The sequence below is a fragment of the Calothrix sp. CCY 0018 genome (assembly GCF_963920925.1).
Lineage (GTDB): Bacteria > Cyanobacteriota > Cyanobacteriia > Cyanobacteriales > Nostocaceae > Rivularia.
Genome location: NZ_CAWUDI010000029.1, coordinates 26,302 through 44,615, shown reverse-complemented (window position 1 = coordinate 44,615; position 18,314 = coordinate 26,302). Strand labels below are relative to the sequence as shown.

15 protein-coding genes are annotated in these 18,314 nt (G+C 39.3%); 12 read left to right on the top strand and 3 right to left on the bottom strand.

What is annotated here, in order from left to right; all coding sequences use genetic code 11:
• Positions 1-7 precede the first annotated feature (7 nt).
• Positions 8-1,081 (bottom strand): uroporphyrinogen decarboxylase, encoded by a 1,074-nt coding sequence (hemE, locus tag ACM03V_RS20720; protein WP_414622685.1) that lies wholly within the window; start codon positions 1,079-1,081, stop codon positions 8-10.
• Between the two features lie 1,073 nt (positions 1,082-2,154).
• Between hemE and ACM03V_RS20715 the strand changes: the two genes are divergently transcribed.
• The gene (locus ACM03V_RS20715) at positions 2,155-2,856 is read left to right on the top strand and encodes an SDR family NAD(P)-dependent oxidoreductase (RefSeq protein ID WP_414622684.1); all 702 of its coding nucleotides are present in this window, start codon (positions 2,155-2,157) and stop codon (positions 2,854-2,856) included.
• Between the two features lie 186 nt (positions 2,857-3,042).
• Complete coding sequence (locus ACM03V_RS20710; RefSeq protein ID WP_414622683.1) at positions 3,043-4,530, top strand: RtcB family protein; 1,488 nt, start codon at positions 3,043-3,045, stop codon at positions 4,528-4,530.
• 157 nt (positions 4,531-4,687) lie between these two features.
• On the opposite strand, the gene ACM03V_RS20705 is transcribed toward ACM03V_RS20710, so the two are convergent.
• Positions 4,688-5,812: an RNA-guided endonuclease InsQ/TnpB family protein gene (locus ACM03V_RS20705; RefSeq protein WP_414622682.1), complete on the bottom strand. Its 1,125-nt coding sequence runs from the start codon at positions 5,810-5,812 to the stop codon at positions 4,688-4,690.
• A gap of 42 nt (positions 5,813-5,854) precedes the next feature.
• Between ACM03V_RS20705 and tnpA the strand changes: the two genes are divergently transcribed.
• A complete protein-coding gene (gene tnpA / locus ACM03V_RS20700; protein ID WP_414622681.1) occupies positions 5,855-6,244 on the top strand; it encodes an IS200/IS605 family transposase in 390 nt (129 codons plus the stop codon).
• Between the two features lie 366 nt (positions 6,245-6,610).
• Here the strand turns inward: tnpA and ACM03V_RS20695 are convergent, their stop codons facing one another.
• Positions 6,611-7,537: a metallophosphoesterase gene (locus ACM03V_RS20695; RefSeq protein ID WP_414622680.1), complete on the bottom strand. Its 927-nt coding sequence runs from the start codon at positions 7,535-7,537 to the stop codon at positions 6,611-6,613.
• Positions 7,538-7,584: 47 nt separating this feature from the next.
• Between ACM03V_RS20695 and der the strand changes: the two genes are divergently transcribed.
• The 9 genes from der to ACM03V_RS20650 all read left to right on the top strand — a co-directional run bounded on the left by der (position 7,585) and on the right by ACM03V_RS20650 (position 18,210).
• Positions 7,585-8,961, top strand: coding sequence for a ribosome biogenesis GTPase Der (gene der / locus ACM03V_RS20690; protein ID WP_414622679.1), 1,377 nt, complete (start codon positions 7,585-7,587; stop codon positions 8,959-8,961).
• 123 nt (positions 8,962-9,084) lie between these two features.
• Positions 9,085-10,014, top strand: a complete 930-nt coding sequence (locus ACM03V_RS20685) for an energy-coupling factor transporter transmembrane component T family protein (RefSeq protein WP_414622678.1) — start codon at positions 9,085-9,087, stop codon at positions 10,012-10,014.
• 51 nt (positions 10,015-10,065) lie between these two features.
• Positions 10,066-10,239, top strand: coding sequence for a hypothetical protein (locus ACM03V_RS20680; protein ID WP_414622677.1), 174 nt, complete (start codon positions 10,066-10,068; stop codon positions 10,237-10,239).
• A gap of 25 nt (positions 10,240-10,264) precedes the next feature.
• On the top strand, positions 10,265-11,728 hold the full coding sequence (locus ACM03V_RS20675; protein ID WP_414622676.1) for an anthranilate synthase component I: 1,464 nt from the start codon (positions 10,265-10,267) through the stop codon (positions 11,726-11,728).
• 521 nt (positions 11,729-12,249) lie between these two features.
• On the top strand, positions 12,250-12,528 hold the full coding sequence (gene pipX, locus ACM03V_RS20670; protein ID WP_414622675.1) for a transcriptional coactivator PipX: 279 nt from the start codon (positions 12,250-12,252) through the stop codon (positions 12,526-12,528).
• Positions 12,525-13,196 carry a YggS family pyridoxal phosphate-dependent enzyme gene (locus ACM03V_RS20665; protein WP_414622674.1) on the top strand — a complete coding sequence of 224 codons (672 nt, stop codon included), beginning with the start codon at positions 12,525-12,527 and terminating at the stop codon, positions 13,194-13,196. The genes pipX and ACM03V_RS20665 overlap by 4 nt, the downstream gene beginning before the upstream one ends.
• Before the next feature lie 492 nt (positions 13,197-13,688).
• On the top strand, positions 13,689-14,303 hold the full coding sequence (locus ACM03V_RS20660) for a cell division protein SepF (protein WP_414622673.1): 615 nt from the start codon (positions 13,689-13,691) through the stop codon (positions 14,301-14,303).
• Between the two features lie 88 nt (positions 14,304-14,391).
• A complete protein-coding gene (gene proC, locus ACM03V_RS20655; protein WP_414622672.1) occupies positions 14,392-15,210 on the top strand; it encodes a pyrroline-5-carboxylate reductase in 819 nt (272 codons plus the stop codon).
• A gap of 330 nt (positions 15,211-15,540) precedes the next feature.
• Positions 15,541-18,210 carry a DEAD/DEAH box helicase gene (locus tag ACM03V_RS20650; RefSeq protein ID WP_414622671.1) on the top strand — a complete coding sequence of 890 codons (2,670 nt, stop codon included), beginning with the start codon at positions 15,541-15,543 and terminating at the stop codon, positions 18,208-18,210.
• The last annotated feature ends 104 nt before the right edge of the window (positions 18,211-18,314 follow it).

Genomic DNA, 18,314 nt, shown 5'->3' with positions numbered 1-18,314 from the left:
CCATTCTCTACTTTGCAGCGGTTAACATTTCGCTTGCTGTATTCAACTGCTTGGCGGTTTCAAAGAAGAATGCGACGTTTTCTTCTGGTGTGGTGGGTAAAACACCGTGTCCGAGGTTGAGAATGTGACCCCAATTACCGGCTTTGCGAACTGTATCGTGAATGCGATCGCGAATAAATTCTTTGGAACCGAAGAGTACTCCCGGATCGAGATTTCCCTGTACTTTCATTTCTTTACCCAATCTTCGCCGCGCATCTGCCATGTCTACCGTCCAATCTACGTTGACGATATCGGCTCCGGATTGACTCATTCTTTCTAATAAACCGGCGCTGCCGCTGACTAAAAGAATTAATGGTGTATCTGGATGGGTTTGCTTTACTTGCTCGAAGACTCTTTTTTGATAAGGTAAAGCGAAGGTTTCGTAATCTTGGGGACTCAATTGTCCTGCCCAAGAGTCAAACATCTGTACTACTTGAGCGCCGCAGTCAATTTGATAGCGAACGTAGGTAGCGATGGAATCCGATAATTTTGCTAATAGCTGATGCAGAATGGCTGGTTCCGAAAAAGCCATATTTTTAATGATGGAATAGGTTTTAGAGCCTTTTCCTTCTACTGCATAAGCTGCTAAAGTCCAAGGCGCACCAACAAAACCAAGTACAGTTGATTTATTGCCTACTTCGTCTCGCAAAGCTTGCAAAATAGTTTTGATAAATGGTAAAGATTCTTCTGGCTGCAAAGAATATAGGTTATCAACTTGTTCTTGAGTGCGAATAGGATTTTCAATAACCGGACCTTTTCCTTCGGCAATATCCATTTCAATGCCGATGCCAGGTAAAGGAGTGACGATATCGGAAAAAAGAATTACGCCGTCAGGTTGAAAAGCTTTCCAAGGTTGTAGGGAAACTTCAATTGCCACTTCGGGAATTTCCGAACGCTGGCGAAAAGAAGGGTATTTTTCCCTTAAGTCGCGATAAGCTTTCATGTATCGTCCTGCTTGTCGCATCATCCATACAGGGGGACGGTTTACAATTTCACCGCGAGCTGCTCGGAGCAAATGAGGCGTGCTTGAAGTTACACCCATATATTAATTCATCCTAAATAACTAATTTATGTAACCTATGATGTTTCTCAGATTATCATTCTTTGATTGTCGTTTTCCAGACTTTTTGTTGCAAAATATTAAGTTGTAAAGTAAAGATTTTACAATTGCCAAATTTCGATAATTTGTTTTCAAAGTCAACTTTAAGAAGACTTTCAAAATTGAAGATGCTTTGATTTTTTTACCCTAGCTAGATAATATTTTGCGTAATTATCTATTTATTAGCTGGTGTTGCAGTTAAGTAGGTGGGTGTAAATAAACGTGATTATATTTTGTCATTGCGACGAGGCATTCGGTTGCATTCAGCGGAGCTGCGGTTCATCGCAAGGGTTTCAATCTTTTTTACATTTCGTTACATAGTTATATTTATTGGTGCCAACCTACTTATTAACTTGATTATATAACTAATAACTTATGTCAACTATTATAATCAAGTTTACGTTTTTTGATATGTAGCTTAAATTAATTAATAAATCTGTATAATTTATCGTTTATATAAATAGGTTAGCGTTGAAAATCGTAACGCCGGATATGAAAGTGGGAGTAGGGTTGGGGGGAGTAGCAAGTAGTAGCAAGGCTTTGAACCTAATTGAGAATCAAAATGTGAATTAAAATATCAAAGGACACGATCTCATTCTCTCAAAGATAATTCAAAATCTTATCAATTTTATTTGATTGAAAAAAATTTTTGGAATGGGAAGAATATGGGATAATAGAAAAAGCTTATAAGTATTTATTTTTATAATGGAATATGAGTAAAATTTTTATAAAAGGTAAGCCTCGCCATGATAAAAAATACTCTCTAGAATAAATAATACCACGAAAGCGTTACTAATAAAAAATTTCGCGCTGTTTGATTTCAAAAAAATTTTGAGCGATTATATATACCGTATTTGGGAAAACGTAGGTAATTATCTCATTATATGCGGGATTATATAGATATGTTGGGCAATATTAAAAACCTCTAGCTTCTTAAGTAAGGTAAAATAATTTTTTATTGATGTGTACATATCCTCTTCAAAATATTCAATCAAAAGAAGCAAAGGGTGCTGAAATTGAACAATATTTTTAACAACTTGATTGTAGTTGGTGCTAGTCGAGGCATAGGTGCGGCTGTGGCAGAGCATTTAGTTTCTCGTACTAATCGACTAATTACAGTTTCTCGCTCTCCTTCAACCATTGGTGAATGGGTAAAAGCGGATATTAGTACAAAGCAAGGAATTGAAATTGTAAGTAATGCTGTAGGCGATCGCGTGCTTGACGGTTTACTTTACATAGGTGGAACATGGGAAGATAAAGCATTTACTCAAGAATATTCTTTTGAAAAATGCTCTGATGAAGAGATTGAGAATGTATTGCTAGTAAATCTTTTAGCTCCAATTCGTTTAACTAAATCCTTATTACCTCTTCTTCGTAAATCTTCCAACCCAAAGATTATATTTATGGGTGCTTTATCTGGACTAGATAACTTTCCTGCAAGGGAAGTCGCAAACTCTGCCTCTAAATTTGGATTGCGAGGTGCAGTTCATGCGCTTCGAGAAGAATTACGTGAAGATAAAATAGCCGTCACAATTATTAATCCTGGAAATATCGGTACTCCAGAAGTTTTGTCGGATCTGAAAGAAGCTGGAAAATCCGAAGAAAATGCAATACCTCTTCAAGACATTTTGCAGGTTATCGACTGCGTGCTTTCCTTATCTCGTTCTACCTGTATTAAAGAAATTCAAATTCCTGCTATGAGTGCGAAAGGAGCTTGACAATTTTAAATATCTGTGATACCAAAGTTATAGATTAATTCAACTAAAATTAACTAAAAACAATCCGTCGTCTTTGCTTATTTCCTGCAAAAATGACCATCTAACTAGAGACGCGGCTGCTGAACCCATGTCTCGCAAAAACCTTCACTACAACAGGTCTTTTAGAAAGACTTGCACGGATTTTTCATGCAGCCAAAAAATTTAAAGCGTCTCTTGCGTGCTTTGTCGCGGCAAGGCTTGGATGTTACTTACAATAATTCAATTTATGCGGTTCGGTTGAGTAATAACACTAATGCCCCTGTAGCACAAGTTTTATTACCAGAAAGTTTTCCTGTAGAAGCAAAAGCCCTTAAGCAGTTAGCGAATCTTGCTAATGTTCGTCATCCTGCGGGTGGCTCTGTTTGCAAATGTCATGCTACACCAGATTTTCATCCAGGTGATGCTGGTATTGCCATTGGCTCGGTGGTGCAAACCGAAAACATAGTGATTCCTGCTGCCACAGGTTCGGATATTAACTGCGGAATGCGCTTGCACGTTGCCGATTTAACTGTTAATGCATTTTTAGCCAAGCGCGATCGGTTTGTGGAACTAATGAAAGGTGATTACTTTTTCGGTACTCGCGATGTCACCATGTCAGGGTTAGCAATGCAGGCTTTATTTGAGTATGGGGTTCCCGGTTGGTTGGATGCAATGTTGGATTCAGCCACCGGAAGCGTTGCGAAATCTAATTTAGATCAGTTAGCAGGAGAAAGTGACAATATTTTTCTCGGTGGTTCGATGGATGGTAGTTGGCAGCTTGCACCTCCCGAATTAGTACCCGATGATGGATTAGTACGCGATGGTGGATTGGCAACTATCGGTGGTGGAAACCATTTTGTAGAAGTTCAGCGAGTTGATAAAATTGAAAATTCGGCTTTGGCTTACGCTTGGGGAATCAAAGAAGGACAAATTGCTTTCATGATTCATTCCGGCTCCCGTCATGTCGGTAAATACATTGGCGGAATGTGGCGAGATAAAGCTGTTGCAGCTTGGCAACCGGGAGTTAAATATCCCGAATCCAAAATATTTCCTCTTTCAGTAAATTCTCATCCCGAACTAGTTGCAGGTTATTTGCAAGCTGAAGCAACTGCTGCCAACTATGGTTTTATCAACCGCTTGCTGTTGGCTGAATTACTTCGTTTGGGTTTGCGGGAAGTTTACGGTGATGTGGAAGCGCCTTTAGTTTACGATTTACCGCACAATATTACTTTACCTGCAACTGACATTGAAGATTCAAAAGAAACGCATCCGTTGTCAAAATCTAAAATACCAAATTGGATAACTCGTAAAGGAGCTTGCCCAGCTAATCAAGAGCAACCTGTAATTATTCCCGGTTCAATGGGTGCTAATTCTTACTTGTGTGTCGGAAAAGGTAATAATGATTTTGCTAATTCTGCTTCTCACGGTGCGGGAAGATTGCGTAGTCGATTTGACTTGAGCCGTGGAGGTGCATCGGAAACTGAGGAAGAGTTAGGGTTAACAGGAGTTGACTGCATTACTTTGCGTGAAGAAAGACGGATTGAAGAAGCACCTGCTGCTTATAAACCGATTGATTCGGTAATTGATGTACAGGTAAAAGCAGGAATTATTGATGTTGTAGCGCGGTTGAGTCCAATTCTAACTTTTAAAGCTTAAAAGGTTTGTAGTGAGGGCTTTAACCCTTACTACGAACCATTCACCTTTTTATGCAACTCGTCAAAATAAATCGTTTTAACTGCCTCTGTATTAAAATACTTCCTTCGTTTGACATACTCCCACGGTTCCACTCCGTTAAAACCGTGGGATTCTGGGGTCAGACAGAGATTGCAGCCTGGGACTGTCTTACATCTCCTAACCCAACGGTTGATGCCCCAACCGCGCAAATATTTTTACTGGCATTCTCGTCCCTTCCATTAATTTGCTTACAAGAGGGACAGCGCCATTGTCTAATCGATAAATCTAATTTGTCTAAAACGTGGTTACATCCGGAGCAAGTTTTACTGGATGGGTACCACTGCGAGATATAAACAATTAGCTTATTTTTCTTCTTGGCAACCCACTCTAGTCGCTGAAGAAATTCCGAATGCGCTAAATCGTTTATCTTTCTTCCCCATAATCGCTGCATCCCTTTAAGATTTAGAGTCTCAAAACACAGCACATCAAACTTATCGGTCAGTTGATGTGCTAATTTCCAAAACCAATCCCGCCTACGGTTAGCAATTTTTTCATACTTGCGAGCAAGATTTTTTCTTGCACGCTCTCTATTCTTTGAGCCTTTAACCTTTTTAGAATGCTGTCTGGAAGCGACTTTAATGCCGTTGATAGATTGCTTAAAAAACTGTGGAGAATCAATTTTAGTGCCGTCAGAACATGTGAGGAAAGTTTTTAATCCAAAGTCAAACCCTGCTATTTTACCAGTCACGGATTCGACTTCTTTATCTGAATTATTGTCTACAACTAAAACCATAAATAGCTCGCCAAGTGGCGTGCGTTTTATTGTTAAGGTTTTAACTTTCCCTTCAATTTCTTGCGATTGCCAAAATTGATAACCTCTTAGACCAATTTTTACTTTATTCTCACCCACAAACTTATATCCAGCTTGTTTTAATGTGAATGATTTATATTTTCTAACTTTTTTAAAATTAGGTGGTCTAACTCCTTTTTTATTGTGCTTAAAAAACAATTGATAAGCTTTATCAATTCGTTGACAGATGTCTTGTACTGCTTGAGAGCCGACTAACTGCCAAAATGAATTACGCTTTCTCAACTTAGCTATATGTGACTGAAGCTTTGAGCAAAACAGATGTTTACCCCACATCCGGTAATACCTTTTGTGGAGAGCAATGCAATGATTGTAGATAGCCCCAGCAGCGTTAATGGTACGTTTAAGGTATCTGTTCCGCTTATGCTCGTACAACTTGAACTTCAGTGTTTTCATAATGTCTATGATACTATCATATAGACAATCAGAAATAAACAAATGACACAAAAATATAGGCATAAAAATACTTCGGTGTCGCTGATTAATTATCACTTTGTTTGGATAGTACGACGTAGGAAGAAGGTCTTGTACGGAAGTATCAAAGAGAGGTTGAATTGTTTGATTTATGACATAGCCAGAAGCTTGGATATTGAGGTGCTAAATTTGGCTATAGAACCTGAACATATTCATTTATTTGTTAACTGTTCGCCGGATATTGCACCATTCCAAATTATGCATAGAATTAAAGGAGCAACCGCAAGAGCTTTAAGAAAAGAATTTCCATCATTAATGAAACTACCATCAATGTGGACTCGTGCATACTTTGTTTCTACTGCTGGTAATGTTGCCAGTTCAACTATTCAAAAATATATTGACGCTCAAGGTTGACGGCAGATAAATCTGCCAACGCCACATCCCACCCATGAATGTGGTGGGCTTTGCTTAAAATTCTGTAAGATTTAGTTAATAAAAAAAACAAAATGTATAATTTACTTGTCAATTAAATAAATTTTTTCCGGGTTTTTCTATAATTTAAAACTTTGAACTATAAGTAATCGTACAAAATTAGTTTTACATTCTGAAAACTTTAAGTCTCTGCGATGAGCCACACCTTTCAGGTGAATGCTTCGTTCCTCGCAATGACAATACACAATTAATATTATTTGGATAGCTGCTTGAGGACATATTTTAATTAAAGGTAGACACGATGCTTCTTATTCATAAATATTGCCTTTTCACCCTCTCCCTTACTTTCTACTCCCCACTCTCTAATATAAACACCGTTATTTCTGGGCGCGAACCAAATCGCAAATGCAGTTTGGTCATACCTACACCCCGATTAGTATATTCAAACATTTTTCCGATCTTGTAAAGCCCTGCATAATATTTTTCACCTAAACCTGGTAGTAATGGTGGTTCCAAAAAAGGTAAACGTATTTGCCCTGCATGAGAATGTCCCGAAAGTTGCAGATCGAACCGATTTGTTGCAGCACTAGTATCTGCAAAATCTGGCTCGTGTGCGAGTAAAATTGCTGCACCTTTATTATGTAATTGTTGTAATACTAAATCTAAACGGTCTTTACCCATCCAAATGTCATCAACACCCGCAATATTGAGTAGGGCATTACCTCGTTTTAAGGTATAAACTTTATTATCAAGATTTAGAATATTATTTTTTTCTAGTACTTCAGCAATTTTTGCTGCATTTGCCCAGTAATCATGATTCCCCAACACTCCCACCACTTTATCGGAAGCATTAAGTTTACCTAAAGTAGACTCTAGTTTAGGAATAAATTTAATTTGACGACGAGTCACAAAATCTCCTGTAATCGCAATTAAATCTGGATTTTGTTGATTTACAAGCCGGAAAATATGATTCAAACGCCGTTTTTTACTTCGTTTGTCAACGTGAATATCGCTAATTTGTACAATCCGATAACCATTAAATTCCGAAGCTAAATTTGGTAAGTTTAATCCCACGTAATTGATATCAATCCAGTTTGGTTCAATCAAGTGGGCGTATAATAAAATGCAAATGATAATGGTTAAAATAATTTTGGCTAATCTTGAGAGGAAAAATTTAGCTCTAAAAAGCAACTTCTGAATTTTCATTCCTACATTTTCGCTTTTCAATAATTGATTCTTTAATCTGGTAGTGCCAGAATTTAGAATTTGTTTCACCCATATAGTTACAATATTAGTTTGGAGCTTCAGGAGCATCCTTAATTATGAGTCTTCCTATAGTAGCGATTATTGGCCGTCCAAACGTCGGCAAATCAACAATAGTCAATCGTTTAGCAAAACAGCAGTCAGCTATTGTCCACGATGAACCCGGAGTCACCCGAGACAGAACTTACCTGAATGCATTTTGGCGCGATCGCGAATTCATGGTAGTTGATACGGGTGGTTTGATATTCAACGACGATACTGAATTTTTGCCGTTAATTCGTCAGCAAGCAATGATTGCTTTAGCTGAAGCGAGTGCGGCAATCTTTGTTGTCGATGGACAAATTGGCGCGACACCGGCAGATCAAGAAATTGCTGAGTGGTTGCGGCTTCAGTCGGTACCCGTATTACTTGCGGTTAATAAATGCGAGTCTCCAGATATGGGATTAGTTCAAGCCGCTGATTTTTGGCAGTTGGGATTGGGTGAGCCTTATCCGATGTCAGGAATTCACGGTAACGGTACGGGAGAGTTATTAGATGAATTAATTAATCATCTTCCCCCGGCTTCAGAAATTACAGAAGATGAAGAAATTAAAATTGCCATTATTGGACGACCAAATGTTGGTAAATCAAGTTTATTAAACTCTTTTGCTGGTGAAGAAAGAGCAATTGTTAGCCCAATTTCTGGTACTACTCGCGATGCGATCGATACTTTTATTAAACAAGACGAACAAGTTTATCGATTAATTGATACGGCTGGGATTAGAAAAAAGAAAAACATTGATTACGGTACCGAATTTTTTAGTATTAACCGTGCTTTTAAAGCAATTCGTCGTTCCGATGTGGTTTTATTTGTCATAGATGCCCTCGATGGTGTTACCGATCAAGACCAAAAATTAGCCGGAAGAATTATAGATGAAGGTAAAGCCTGTATAACAGTTGTAAATAAATGGGATGCTTACGAAAAAGATTCCTATAGTGTTTATGACTATCAAAAATATTTATCGGGTAGACTTCATTTTTCCGAATGGTCGGAAACCATTTTTGTCAGCGCTTTGACGGGACAGCGCGTATTAAAAATTCTTGATTTAGTTAAAGAAGCAGTCGAACAGCATAGACGACGGGTAAGTACTTCAGTAATTAACGAAGTTTTAGAAGATGCAGTTCGCTGGCATTCGCCACCCGCTAGTCGTAGTGGTAAACAAGGAAGAATTTACTACGGAACTCAAGTTGGTACTCAACCACCTACCATTGCTTTGTTCGCTAATGAAGCTAAACGTTTCAACGATAATTACCGTCGCTATATCGAACGTCAATTTCGAGAACAATTAGGTTTTAAAGGTACTCCAATTCGCCTTATATGGCGCAGTAAAAAGGTTCGTGACATGGAAAGTAGTGATGTCAAAGCCAACAGAGCTACTAAAGTTTGGAGCAATTAGAAAAGGTTAAAGGTTAAAGGTCAAATGTTAAATGTTAAAACTCTTGACCTTAACTCTTAACTCTTAACTCCTAACTCCTAACTCCTAACTCCTAATTCCTAACTCCTAATTCTTAACTCTTAAATGGATTTACTACGTTCCTTACCGCTAGGACTTTATTTAGAAGAACCTATCACTTGGCTACATAAACTCGATTCGCGAGTTAAGTTTGTATGGTTAATGAGTTTTTTAAGTACTTATATTTTTGCTAATACTTGGTGGCGGGTAATATTAGTATTTGTGCTAATTTTTATCACCTTAATCTCTGGAATTCCTCGCAGAGTATGGCAACAGCAAATGGGTTATTTGCTATCAATTTGCTTTTTGGTTTTAATTATTGCATCTTTAAGTCCTGATGGAATGGGTATTGATTATCAACCACGTTTACCCGCAAATACACAAGTTGTAAACGTGCCATCGAGCCAGAATAGCCAAAAAAATCCGATTTTATCAATATTCGATTCCCAAGAATATAATTATGTATTGTTTGCTAGAGGGCCTGTAAAAATAACGCGGCATTCCTTCGATCTAGCAGTTCGTTTAAGCACTATTTTTTTTACAGTTCTATACAGTACAACTTTATATTTACTAACAACTGCACCAGAAGAAATTACGGCTGGTATCGAAAGTTTGATGCAGCCCTTGAGGCGATTTAAAATTCCAGTTACTGAAATCGCTTTGACATTAACATTATCTTTACGCTTTATTCCTTTGGTTTTAGAAGAAATCCAAAATTTAATTCGCTCGGTAATGACTAGAGCAATTAATTGGAAAAAATTAGGATTGAAAGGAGTAGTTAAAGTTTGGATGATGGTTGCAGAACGATTGCTGCAAAATTTACTTTTACGTGCCGACCAAATGGCTAATGGTATTGTGGTAAGAGGTTTTATTGGCTCTAACAAACACCGAGTTCAGTGGCATCACTTACGTTTAAAAAGTCTTGACTGGGTGGCAATTATTGTATTAATTCTATTCTGGGGAATGCGTTTTGCTATAGGAAATGAAGTTAACTAATAGTTGTTAGTTGATAGTTGATAGTTGTTAGTTGTTAGGAGTTAGGAGTTTTTGATAAATTCTTTGTCTCCCCATCACCCCATCTCCCCCTACGGGTTGCGCCACTTCTCTCAACGCGGCGGCAGTCGCTACGTACTGCGGAAACCTCCGCAACGCGCTGCCTTGGGAACCCGCGCACCATCGTTGGCTGTGCGATCTCCCCATCTCCCCATGCCCCATCCCTAATTCCCAATTCCCCAGTTTTCAATTAATGACAAACCAACTTCAGCCTTGGTATTGGCGAAAACTTCCTTTAAAACAGCGTACTGGTAGTGATGTTTTTGCTTGTTTATTTATTTCTAATCCTATTAATAAAATCGCTGTTCTTTTAGAAAGCCCTTATCCAAACAGTACAAATAATCCCCAATTAGCTCGCTATTCTATTTGTGGGGGGGTACCTCGGGTAATTGATGGTGTGCCGCAAATGTGGACACCTGAGCTAGGGGGAGTGTTACCTTTTCTTAAACAATTATTAGAAAAACCATTAGAAAAACCAGCAGATTTTGAAACATCTCCTCTTCCATTTACCGGAGGTTGGTTGGGCTGGTTGGGTTACGATGTGGCTTGGGAAATAGAGACTTTACCTAAACTTAAGTCAGATACCTTACCGTTCCCAGTAGCTTTTTGGTATGAGCCAGAATATTTCGCAGTGTTGGATCATTGGGAACAAGTTTTGTGGTTAGCTGCTAGTAATAAAAGCGAATTGGATAAATTAGAAGATAAATTTTCTCAACAAAATCAAGATTTATGCGATATGCCTTCGGCATCACGCCTTGCGTATCGCACATCTGTAATTAGTAATGCAGTACCATCCTTAAAATTAATTACCTCTCAAGCTGATTATGAAGCGGCTGTTGTGCAAGCAAAAAAGTATATTCAAGCAGGGGACATATTTCAAACTAATCTTTCTATCCGCTTTGAAACTCAAACGAATGCTTCTGGATGGGAAGTTTATCAAGCTCTACAAAAAATAAATCCTTCTCCTTTTGCTAGCTATTTCAAGACTCCTTGGGGTGAAGTGGTTAGCTGTTCCCCCGAAAGATTGGTTCAAGTATACGAAAATCTTGCTCAAACTCGACCAATTGCCGGAACTAGAAAGCGTGGTAAGACACAAAAAGAAGATCGGCAATTGGCACAAGAATTGCTTAGTAATAGTAAAGAGCGTGCCGAACATATCATGCTCGTGGATTTGGAGCGTAACGATCTCGGACGAGTTTGTGAATGGGGCAGCGTCAATGTAGATGAATTACTTACGATTGAGCGTTACAGTCACGTGATGCATTTGGTAAGTAATGTTAAAGGAACTCTAGCGAATAGTCAAAATAAAAGTTATATAGTCGATTTGATTGCTTCCATGTTTCCCGGTGGTACCATCACGGGTTGCCCAAAAGTTCGCTGCATGGAAATTATAGAACAACTCGAACCTGTAAGACGCAGTTTGTTCTATGGTTCCTGCGGCTACTTAGATCGAAGCGGTAATCTAGATTTGAATATCTTGATTCGTACCTTATTAGTGGCTCCTCAAGCATCATCCGGCAATTTAGATCATCCAAATCTTAATTCCGTTTGGGGACAAGTTGGAGCAGGAATTGTCGCAGATAGTAATCCTCAGAAAGAATGGTACGAATCTCTGCACAAAGCACAAGCACAAATACAAGCACTGCAAAGAGTTTGAGGTGAAAGTAGCTATACAGGTAAGTATTTTTATAGTTCGCTTCAATTCATGGCAAATGTGATGCACTGTCAAAATGATTACGTAGTCTTAAGTGTCAACATAAAACTAACAGCATTGTTTAAAAGTTTACAAAATATTACTTTGGATGCTTTATATCTAACGATTGAATCCGGAAGTAATAAAATTGGTTTTATATGATATTTCAATGCTGGGGTAAAATAGTTTTTTAGCTAAAAAAGCTTGATTACCTAAATAGGCTATTAATTGGTTTGGAGCAAAACTTGTCGTAATCGTAACAAGTTTTGTCGAAACTGTACTTTTTGATGAGAAGAATGTAACGAACATTTAGCATTTAATTTTTCTCATACGTACATCCATTCTTCGGATGTGCAAATAACTACCATTATTGCCATTCTGCATTTACATTGCTTAAAAAAAATTCGGAGATATCTGATTAATATTGCTCCGACTTTTTGTTTTTAACAGCGAAAAGATATATGTACTCGTACCTTGACTACTAAATGAATTCAGAAAATTCCGAAACTTACTTGAATCATCCAACTTGGGGACTACTTTACAGAATATGTACGGTAGACCAAAGTCAAGAGCTTTTTACTACGTTGTATGCTCAACGCCTGTTTTTCCTGGTAATAAACGATGAGAAAGGCATTAAGTTCCAACCAGTAGGACGTACAGAGGCGAGAATGATGTTGGAAAATCGTTTGCGTAACTTGCGTCGAAGCGGACAATCTATTGAGTACGATCAGCTCACTAGTATTTTTCAACGTACATTCCAATGAGTAGTTCGCTAATCGAACGTATACATTTAATTCAAGATTCACTTCCTGAATCTGTCAAATTGATTGCTGTTAGTAAGAAGGTTTCGGCAGCAGCTGTGCGCGAAGCATATGCTGCTGGCATCCGAGACTTCGGCGAAAGTCGGATTCAGGAAGCTGAAAGCAAAATTGAGCAGTTACAAGACTTATCAGGCATTTCCTGGCACTTTATTGGACATCTACAAAGCAATAAGGCTAAAAAAGCTCTTTCATCTTTTCAATGGCTTCATTCCGTAGACAGCCTTAAGTTAGCGCAGCGCTTAAACCTTTTAGCTCCGGAGTTGGGAGTCAGTCCCAAAATTTGCCTGCAAGTCAAAATTCTCCCCGATTCAAACAAATCCGGTTGGACGATACAGCAACTTCTAGACGATTTGGTGGAACTTAACCTTTGCCAAAGTTTACAAATTGAGGGTTTGATGACAATTCCACCACTAGGATTAGATAGTTCGGAGGTTGTTGACGTGTTTAATCGGACACGAGAACTGATAGCTGAAATTAATGAACGTAGCTTGTCAAATATCAAAATGAAGCAACTTTCGATGGGAATGTCGCAAGATTATCAGTTAGCAATTCAATCTGGTGCAACTATGGTACGTTTGGGAACAATTTTGTTCGGAGAACGTTATCTATAAGTCACCTTTATTAAGGTAGAAAAAGCTAAAAACCTTGATATTGCTTGGTTTTAAGCTGGGAGAAGGAAAATCTACCGATATTTAATTTCAGTCAGTCTTTTGATAGACCCTCCATGATTCGCCAGCGTATACTTAAAACTGGCGAACTCCTATAAAAAAAGCAAATATTCGTCCGTAAGTTAGATTGAAAATTTTGACATTTGATACAGAATAATTATTTAATACTCTAGTTCCAAAAGCGACAAAAGATATAGTATCTACAAATGCAAAAAAAAGAAAATAAGGGGTAAAAACAACTTTTCATTCTCAAACTACTAGGATATAATCTTGACTCATCATTATCCGTAATTTAAGTACAAACGTTGCAATAACGTCAAGGCTGTATAAAAGACTGTAATATATACTACAAGTAATGATTATTTGTAGTGGTAAAAGTTGACAAAAACAATTTTTACCTTCTCAATAAAGATGGTTGGCACCAGGAGCGTAACAATGAATAACATATTTTCCCGATTGAGAGACTTTGTTGGTTTAAATGAACCAGTCGAATATGAATATTATGAAGAGGAGCAGGATGCAGAGGGTTATGAGAATCTTTATCAAGAACAGAATCAACCAGCGTCTGCTCCTCCTCAACCAGAAAGTGTTGCAGTTAATAGACGTTGGCGCGAACCAATGCCTACAATGGGTAACGATGTAGCGAACACTTCTTCTGCAAAAGCAATGAGTAATGTCATCGGTATGCCAGGAGTCTTGAATGGTATTTCTGAGGTATTGGTGCTTGAACCACGTACCTTTGAAGAAATGCCTCAAGCGATTCAAGCATTGCGCGAACGGAAGTCTGTGGTATTAAATTTAACAATTATGGATCCAGACCAAGCTCAGCGTGCTGTAGATTTTGTTGCAGGAGGTACTTATGCCCTTGACGGACATCAAGAGCGTATAGGAGAAAGTATCTTTCTGTTTACGCCTAGCTGCGTACAAGTTAGCACAACTGGCGGAGTACTTCATGAAGTTCCTCAACCACCAGTGCGTAATCGTCCCAACCCTAATCCAAATCCATCTAACGCTTCGTGGGGAAACGAACCGAATCGCATGGCAAAATAAAGATAAACTAGTCATTAGTCATTAGTCATTTAGTCCGTTTGTTTTCTGCCTGATGACCAATGACAAATGACCACTGATAAAATGGGCAATGACGAATCACAAAAAATTTGGCTTAATTGGTGGCGGGGTAATGGGCGAAGCATTATTATCCCGCCTCATCAGTTGTGAAATATATCAACCATCCGAAGTTATTGTCAGCGAACCACTTCCAGAACGTCGGACTTATTTAGAGCAAGAATACAAAATTTTGGCGATCGCCGATAGCAGCATAGCGTTTGCTCAAGCTACAGAAGTAGTATTTTTAGCTATTAAGCCTCAGATATTCAGTGCGATTGCTCAAGAGTTAGCAGGAGTAATCGAACATGGAAGCAAGCAATTAATAGTTTCGATTTTGGCAGGAGTACCATTAAAGCAATTAGAAGCAGCTTTCCCTGGTTTGCCGGTAATTAGAGCAATGCCAAACACCCCAGCTACAGTAGGTGCGGGAGTGACTGCTATTTGTTGTGGTGCTTACACTAAAGCCAATCATACTGAAGTTGCAACAAAGCTATTTTCGGCAGTAGGGGAAGTAGTAGAAGTACCCGAATACTTAATGGATGCAGTCACCGGACTTTCAGGAAGCGGCCCCGCTTACGTCGCGTTAATGATAGAAGCTCTTGCCGACGGCGGAGTTGCAGCAGGTTTACCAAGAGCAACCGCCGCTACTTTGGCGTTACAAACCGTATTAGGAACGGCACAGTTGCTATTAGAAAGTAGAATGCATCCAGCAGTATTGAAAGATAAAGTTACCAGTCCCGGCGGTACAACAATTGCCGGAATTACCAAACTCGAACAAGCTGGATTTCGTTCTGCATTAATTGAAGCTGTAAAAGCCGCTACAAAACGTTCTCAGGAATTGGGGAAGTAGGTAATGGGTAATTGGTAATTGGTAATTGGTAATGGGTAATGGGTAATGGGTAATGGGGAGAAGAATTAATAATTCCATGCTTCACTACTTACTCCTAGCTATTTGCAATTACCAATTACCAATTCGCAATTACCAATTTTTATTACCTCGTTTCTTACGAATTGTCGAGAAATTGAATAAAATTGAATGTGGTTAAGTATAATACTCTTAGTTCGCGTAAGGGAGTTTGATTGAATTGTGCGAGGAAATTATGCGCGAGATGTGTAAATCCTGTTTGCAATAGACAGAAGTAATTTAATTGAAAATCAGTTTGGATGTAATTGTATTTGAGTGAATAATCCAGCCCTAACTCCAGATGTTGACCCGAGTTCTGTTTTTTCTTTTGAACTCGATCAATTCCAGCATGATGCGATCAATTCTCTGAATGCCGGACGTTCAGTTGTTGTATGTGCGCCTACGGGTTCCGGTAAAACGTTAATTGGGGAATACGCGATTTATCGTGCAATGGCGCGAGGGAAACGAGTATTTTATACTACTCCCCTCAAGGCGCTTTCCAATCAAAAATTACGCGATTTCCGTTCCGAGTTTGGTTTCGATTCGGTGGGACTTTTGACTGGAGATGTTTCTATTAACCGAGATGCTCCAATTTTGGTGATGACGACGGAAATTTTCCGTAATATGCTCTACGGTACACCTATTGGACAGGTCGGTACTTCTTTAATCGATGTGGAAGCAGTGGTATTAGATGAATGCCACTATATGAACGATCGTCAACGAGGGACGGTTTGGGAAGAATCTATTATTTATTGTCCGGAATCAATTCAGCTTGTAGCTCTTTCGGCAACTGTTGATAATAGCGATCAGCTTACTGATTGGTTAAATCAAGTTCACGGCCCTACGGATTTGATTTATTCGGATTTTCGTCCGGTTCCTTTGGATTATCATTTCGCTAGCAGTAAAGGGTTTTTTCCTCTTTTAAATCAAGACAAATCTGAATTAAATCATCGCTTAATCAAAAGAAAAAGAAAAAGGGGCGACAGAAGCAAACAAATTGCCAGACAAGAATCTCCTGGTCTCAGTGAAGTGTTGGAGCATTTGCGATCGCGTGATATGCTGCCAGCGATTTACTTTATTTTTAGTCGCCGGGGTTGCGATCGAGCGGTGGCTGAGGTAGGTGATTTATGGTTGGTAGATGGTGATGAAGCGCAAAGATTGCGACCCCAGATCGATGATTTTCTAACTCGCAATCCAGATGCAGGGCGAGCCGGACACGTTGGGCCGCTTTACCGAGGAGTTGCCGCCCACCATGCCGGAATTTTACCTGCTTGGAAAGGGTTAGTTGAAGAACTTTTTCAACAAGGTTTAATTAAAGTTGTGTTTGCTACGGAAACTCTAGCAGCAGGAATAAATATGCCTGCTAGAACAACAGTAATTTCTACACTTTCCAAACGTACCGATAGCGGACACCGACTGTTAAATGCTTCCGAGTTTTTGCAGATGTCGGGGAGGGCTGGCCGTCGAGGCATGGATGAAGTCGGTCACGTGGTAACGCTACAAACCCCGTTTGAAGGTGCTAAGGAAGGTGGTTATTTAGCAACATCCAATCCAGATCCTTTAGTTAGTCAGTTTTCGCCAAGTTACGGTATGGTGTTGAACTTGCTGCAAACCCATACATTGGAAGAAGCAAAGGAATTAATAGAACGAAGTTTCGGACAATATTTGGCTAATCTGCATCTACAACCGCAGTACAAGCAAATTTCCGAAATTAAACAGCAATTAGCAGACGTTCACTCAAAGATTGCCAACGTTAGCGATGAAGACGTAGCGCAATATGATAAATTGCGTCAGCGTTTAAAAGTGGAACGCAAGCTGCTAACAACCTTGCAAGAACAAGCAGCAGAAACTCGCAAAGAAGAATTAACGATGATGCTGAGTTTCGCGGTTTCGGGAACGCTGTTAAGTTTAAAAGGTGATAATGCCGAAATCTCTGCACCAGTCACCTCCGTGTTAATTGGTAAAACACCAGGTTCCGATACACCTTTGTTAGTTTGTTTGGGACAAAATAACCGTTGGTACGTAACTTCAGTTGATGATGTAATAGACTTGTACGCTCAATTACCTCGCATTGACGTACCTCCCGATTTGCTACCTCCAACCGAGTTATCATTGAAACCGGGAGCATCCTATGATGGTGATGAAATTACAGAAGCGATCGCCGCACAAATTCCCGAATCTACAGACGATTTTTCTATGGCTCCAGAAGTATTAGATCAGTTGCGTCTAGTATCAAGTTTGCACGAGCAAATGGAAAGCAGTCCGCTGCATGGGTTAGGCAATGCCGCGAGCATATACAAACGTCAAGCCCGCGCCGCTGAATTAGAAGCCGAAATGGAAGAATTGCGATCGCAAGTTGAACTACAATCTCAACGTCATTGGGATGAGTTCGTTACATTAATTGAAATTCTTCAGTATTTTGAAGCTTTAGATAACTTGGTACCGACTGAGTTAGGACAAATGGCAGCCGCAATTCGGGGAGAAAACGAATTATGGTTGGGTTTAGTACTTGATAGCGGTAACTTAGATCAACTAGCTCCCCATCATTTTGCTACCGCCATTGCCGGTTTAGTCACAGAAACCTCCCGCCCTGACAGTAGAGTATTTTTTGAACTCAGTACTGAAGTTGCAGATGCTTTAGCTTCATTGCGATCGATTCGTCGCAAGGTGTTTCAATTGCAACGCAGGTATGGAGTAGCTTTACCAGTATGGTTGGAGTTTGAATTAATTGCCTTAGTGGAAAAATGGGCATTAGGAATGGATTGGGTAGAGCTATGTGAAAATACGACCTTAGATGAGGGAGATGTGGTAAGAATATTGCGTCGTACCTTAGATTTATTATCGCAAATTCCCCACGTTCCCCATTTACCGCAAGAGATTAAACGCAACGCTCAGCGAGCAACTCAGCTAATTGATAGATTCCCCGTGAATGAGGTAGTTGAGTAATTGGGAGATGGGGAGACAAGGAGACAAGGAGAATTTTAACCTTCAACCTTTAACCTTAATAACTCCTAACTCATAACTCTTAACTTTTTGCTTAATCCAAAATC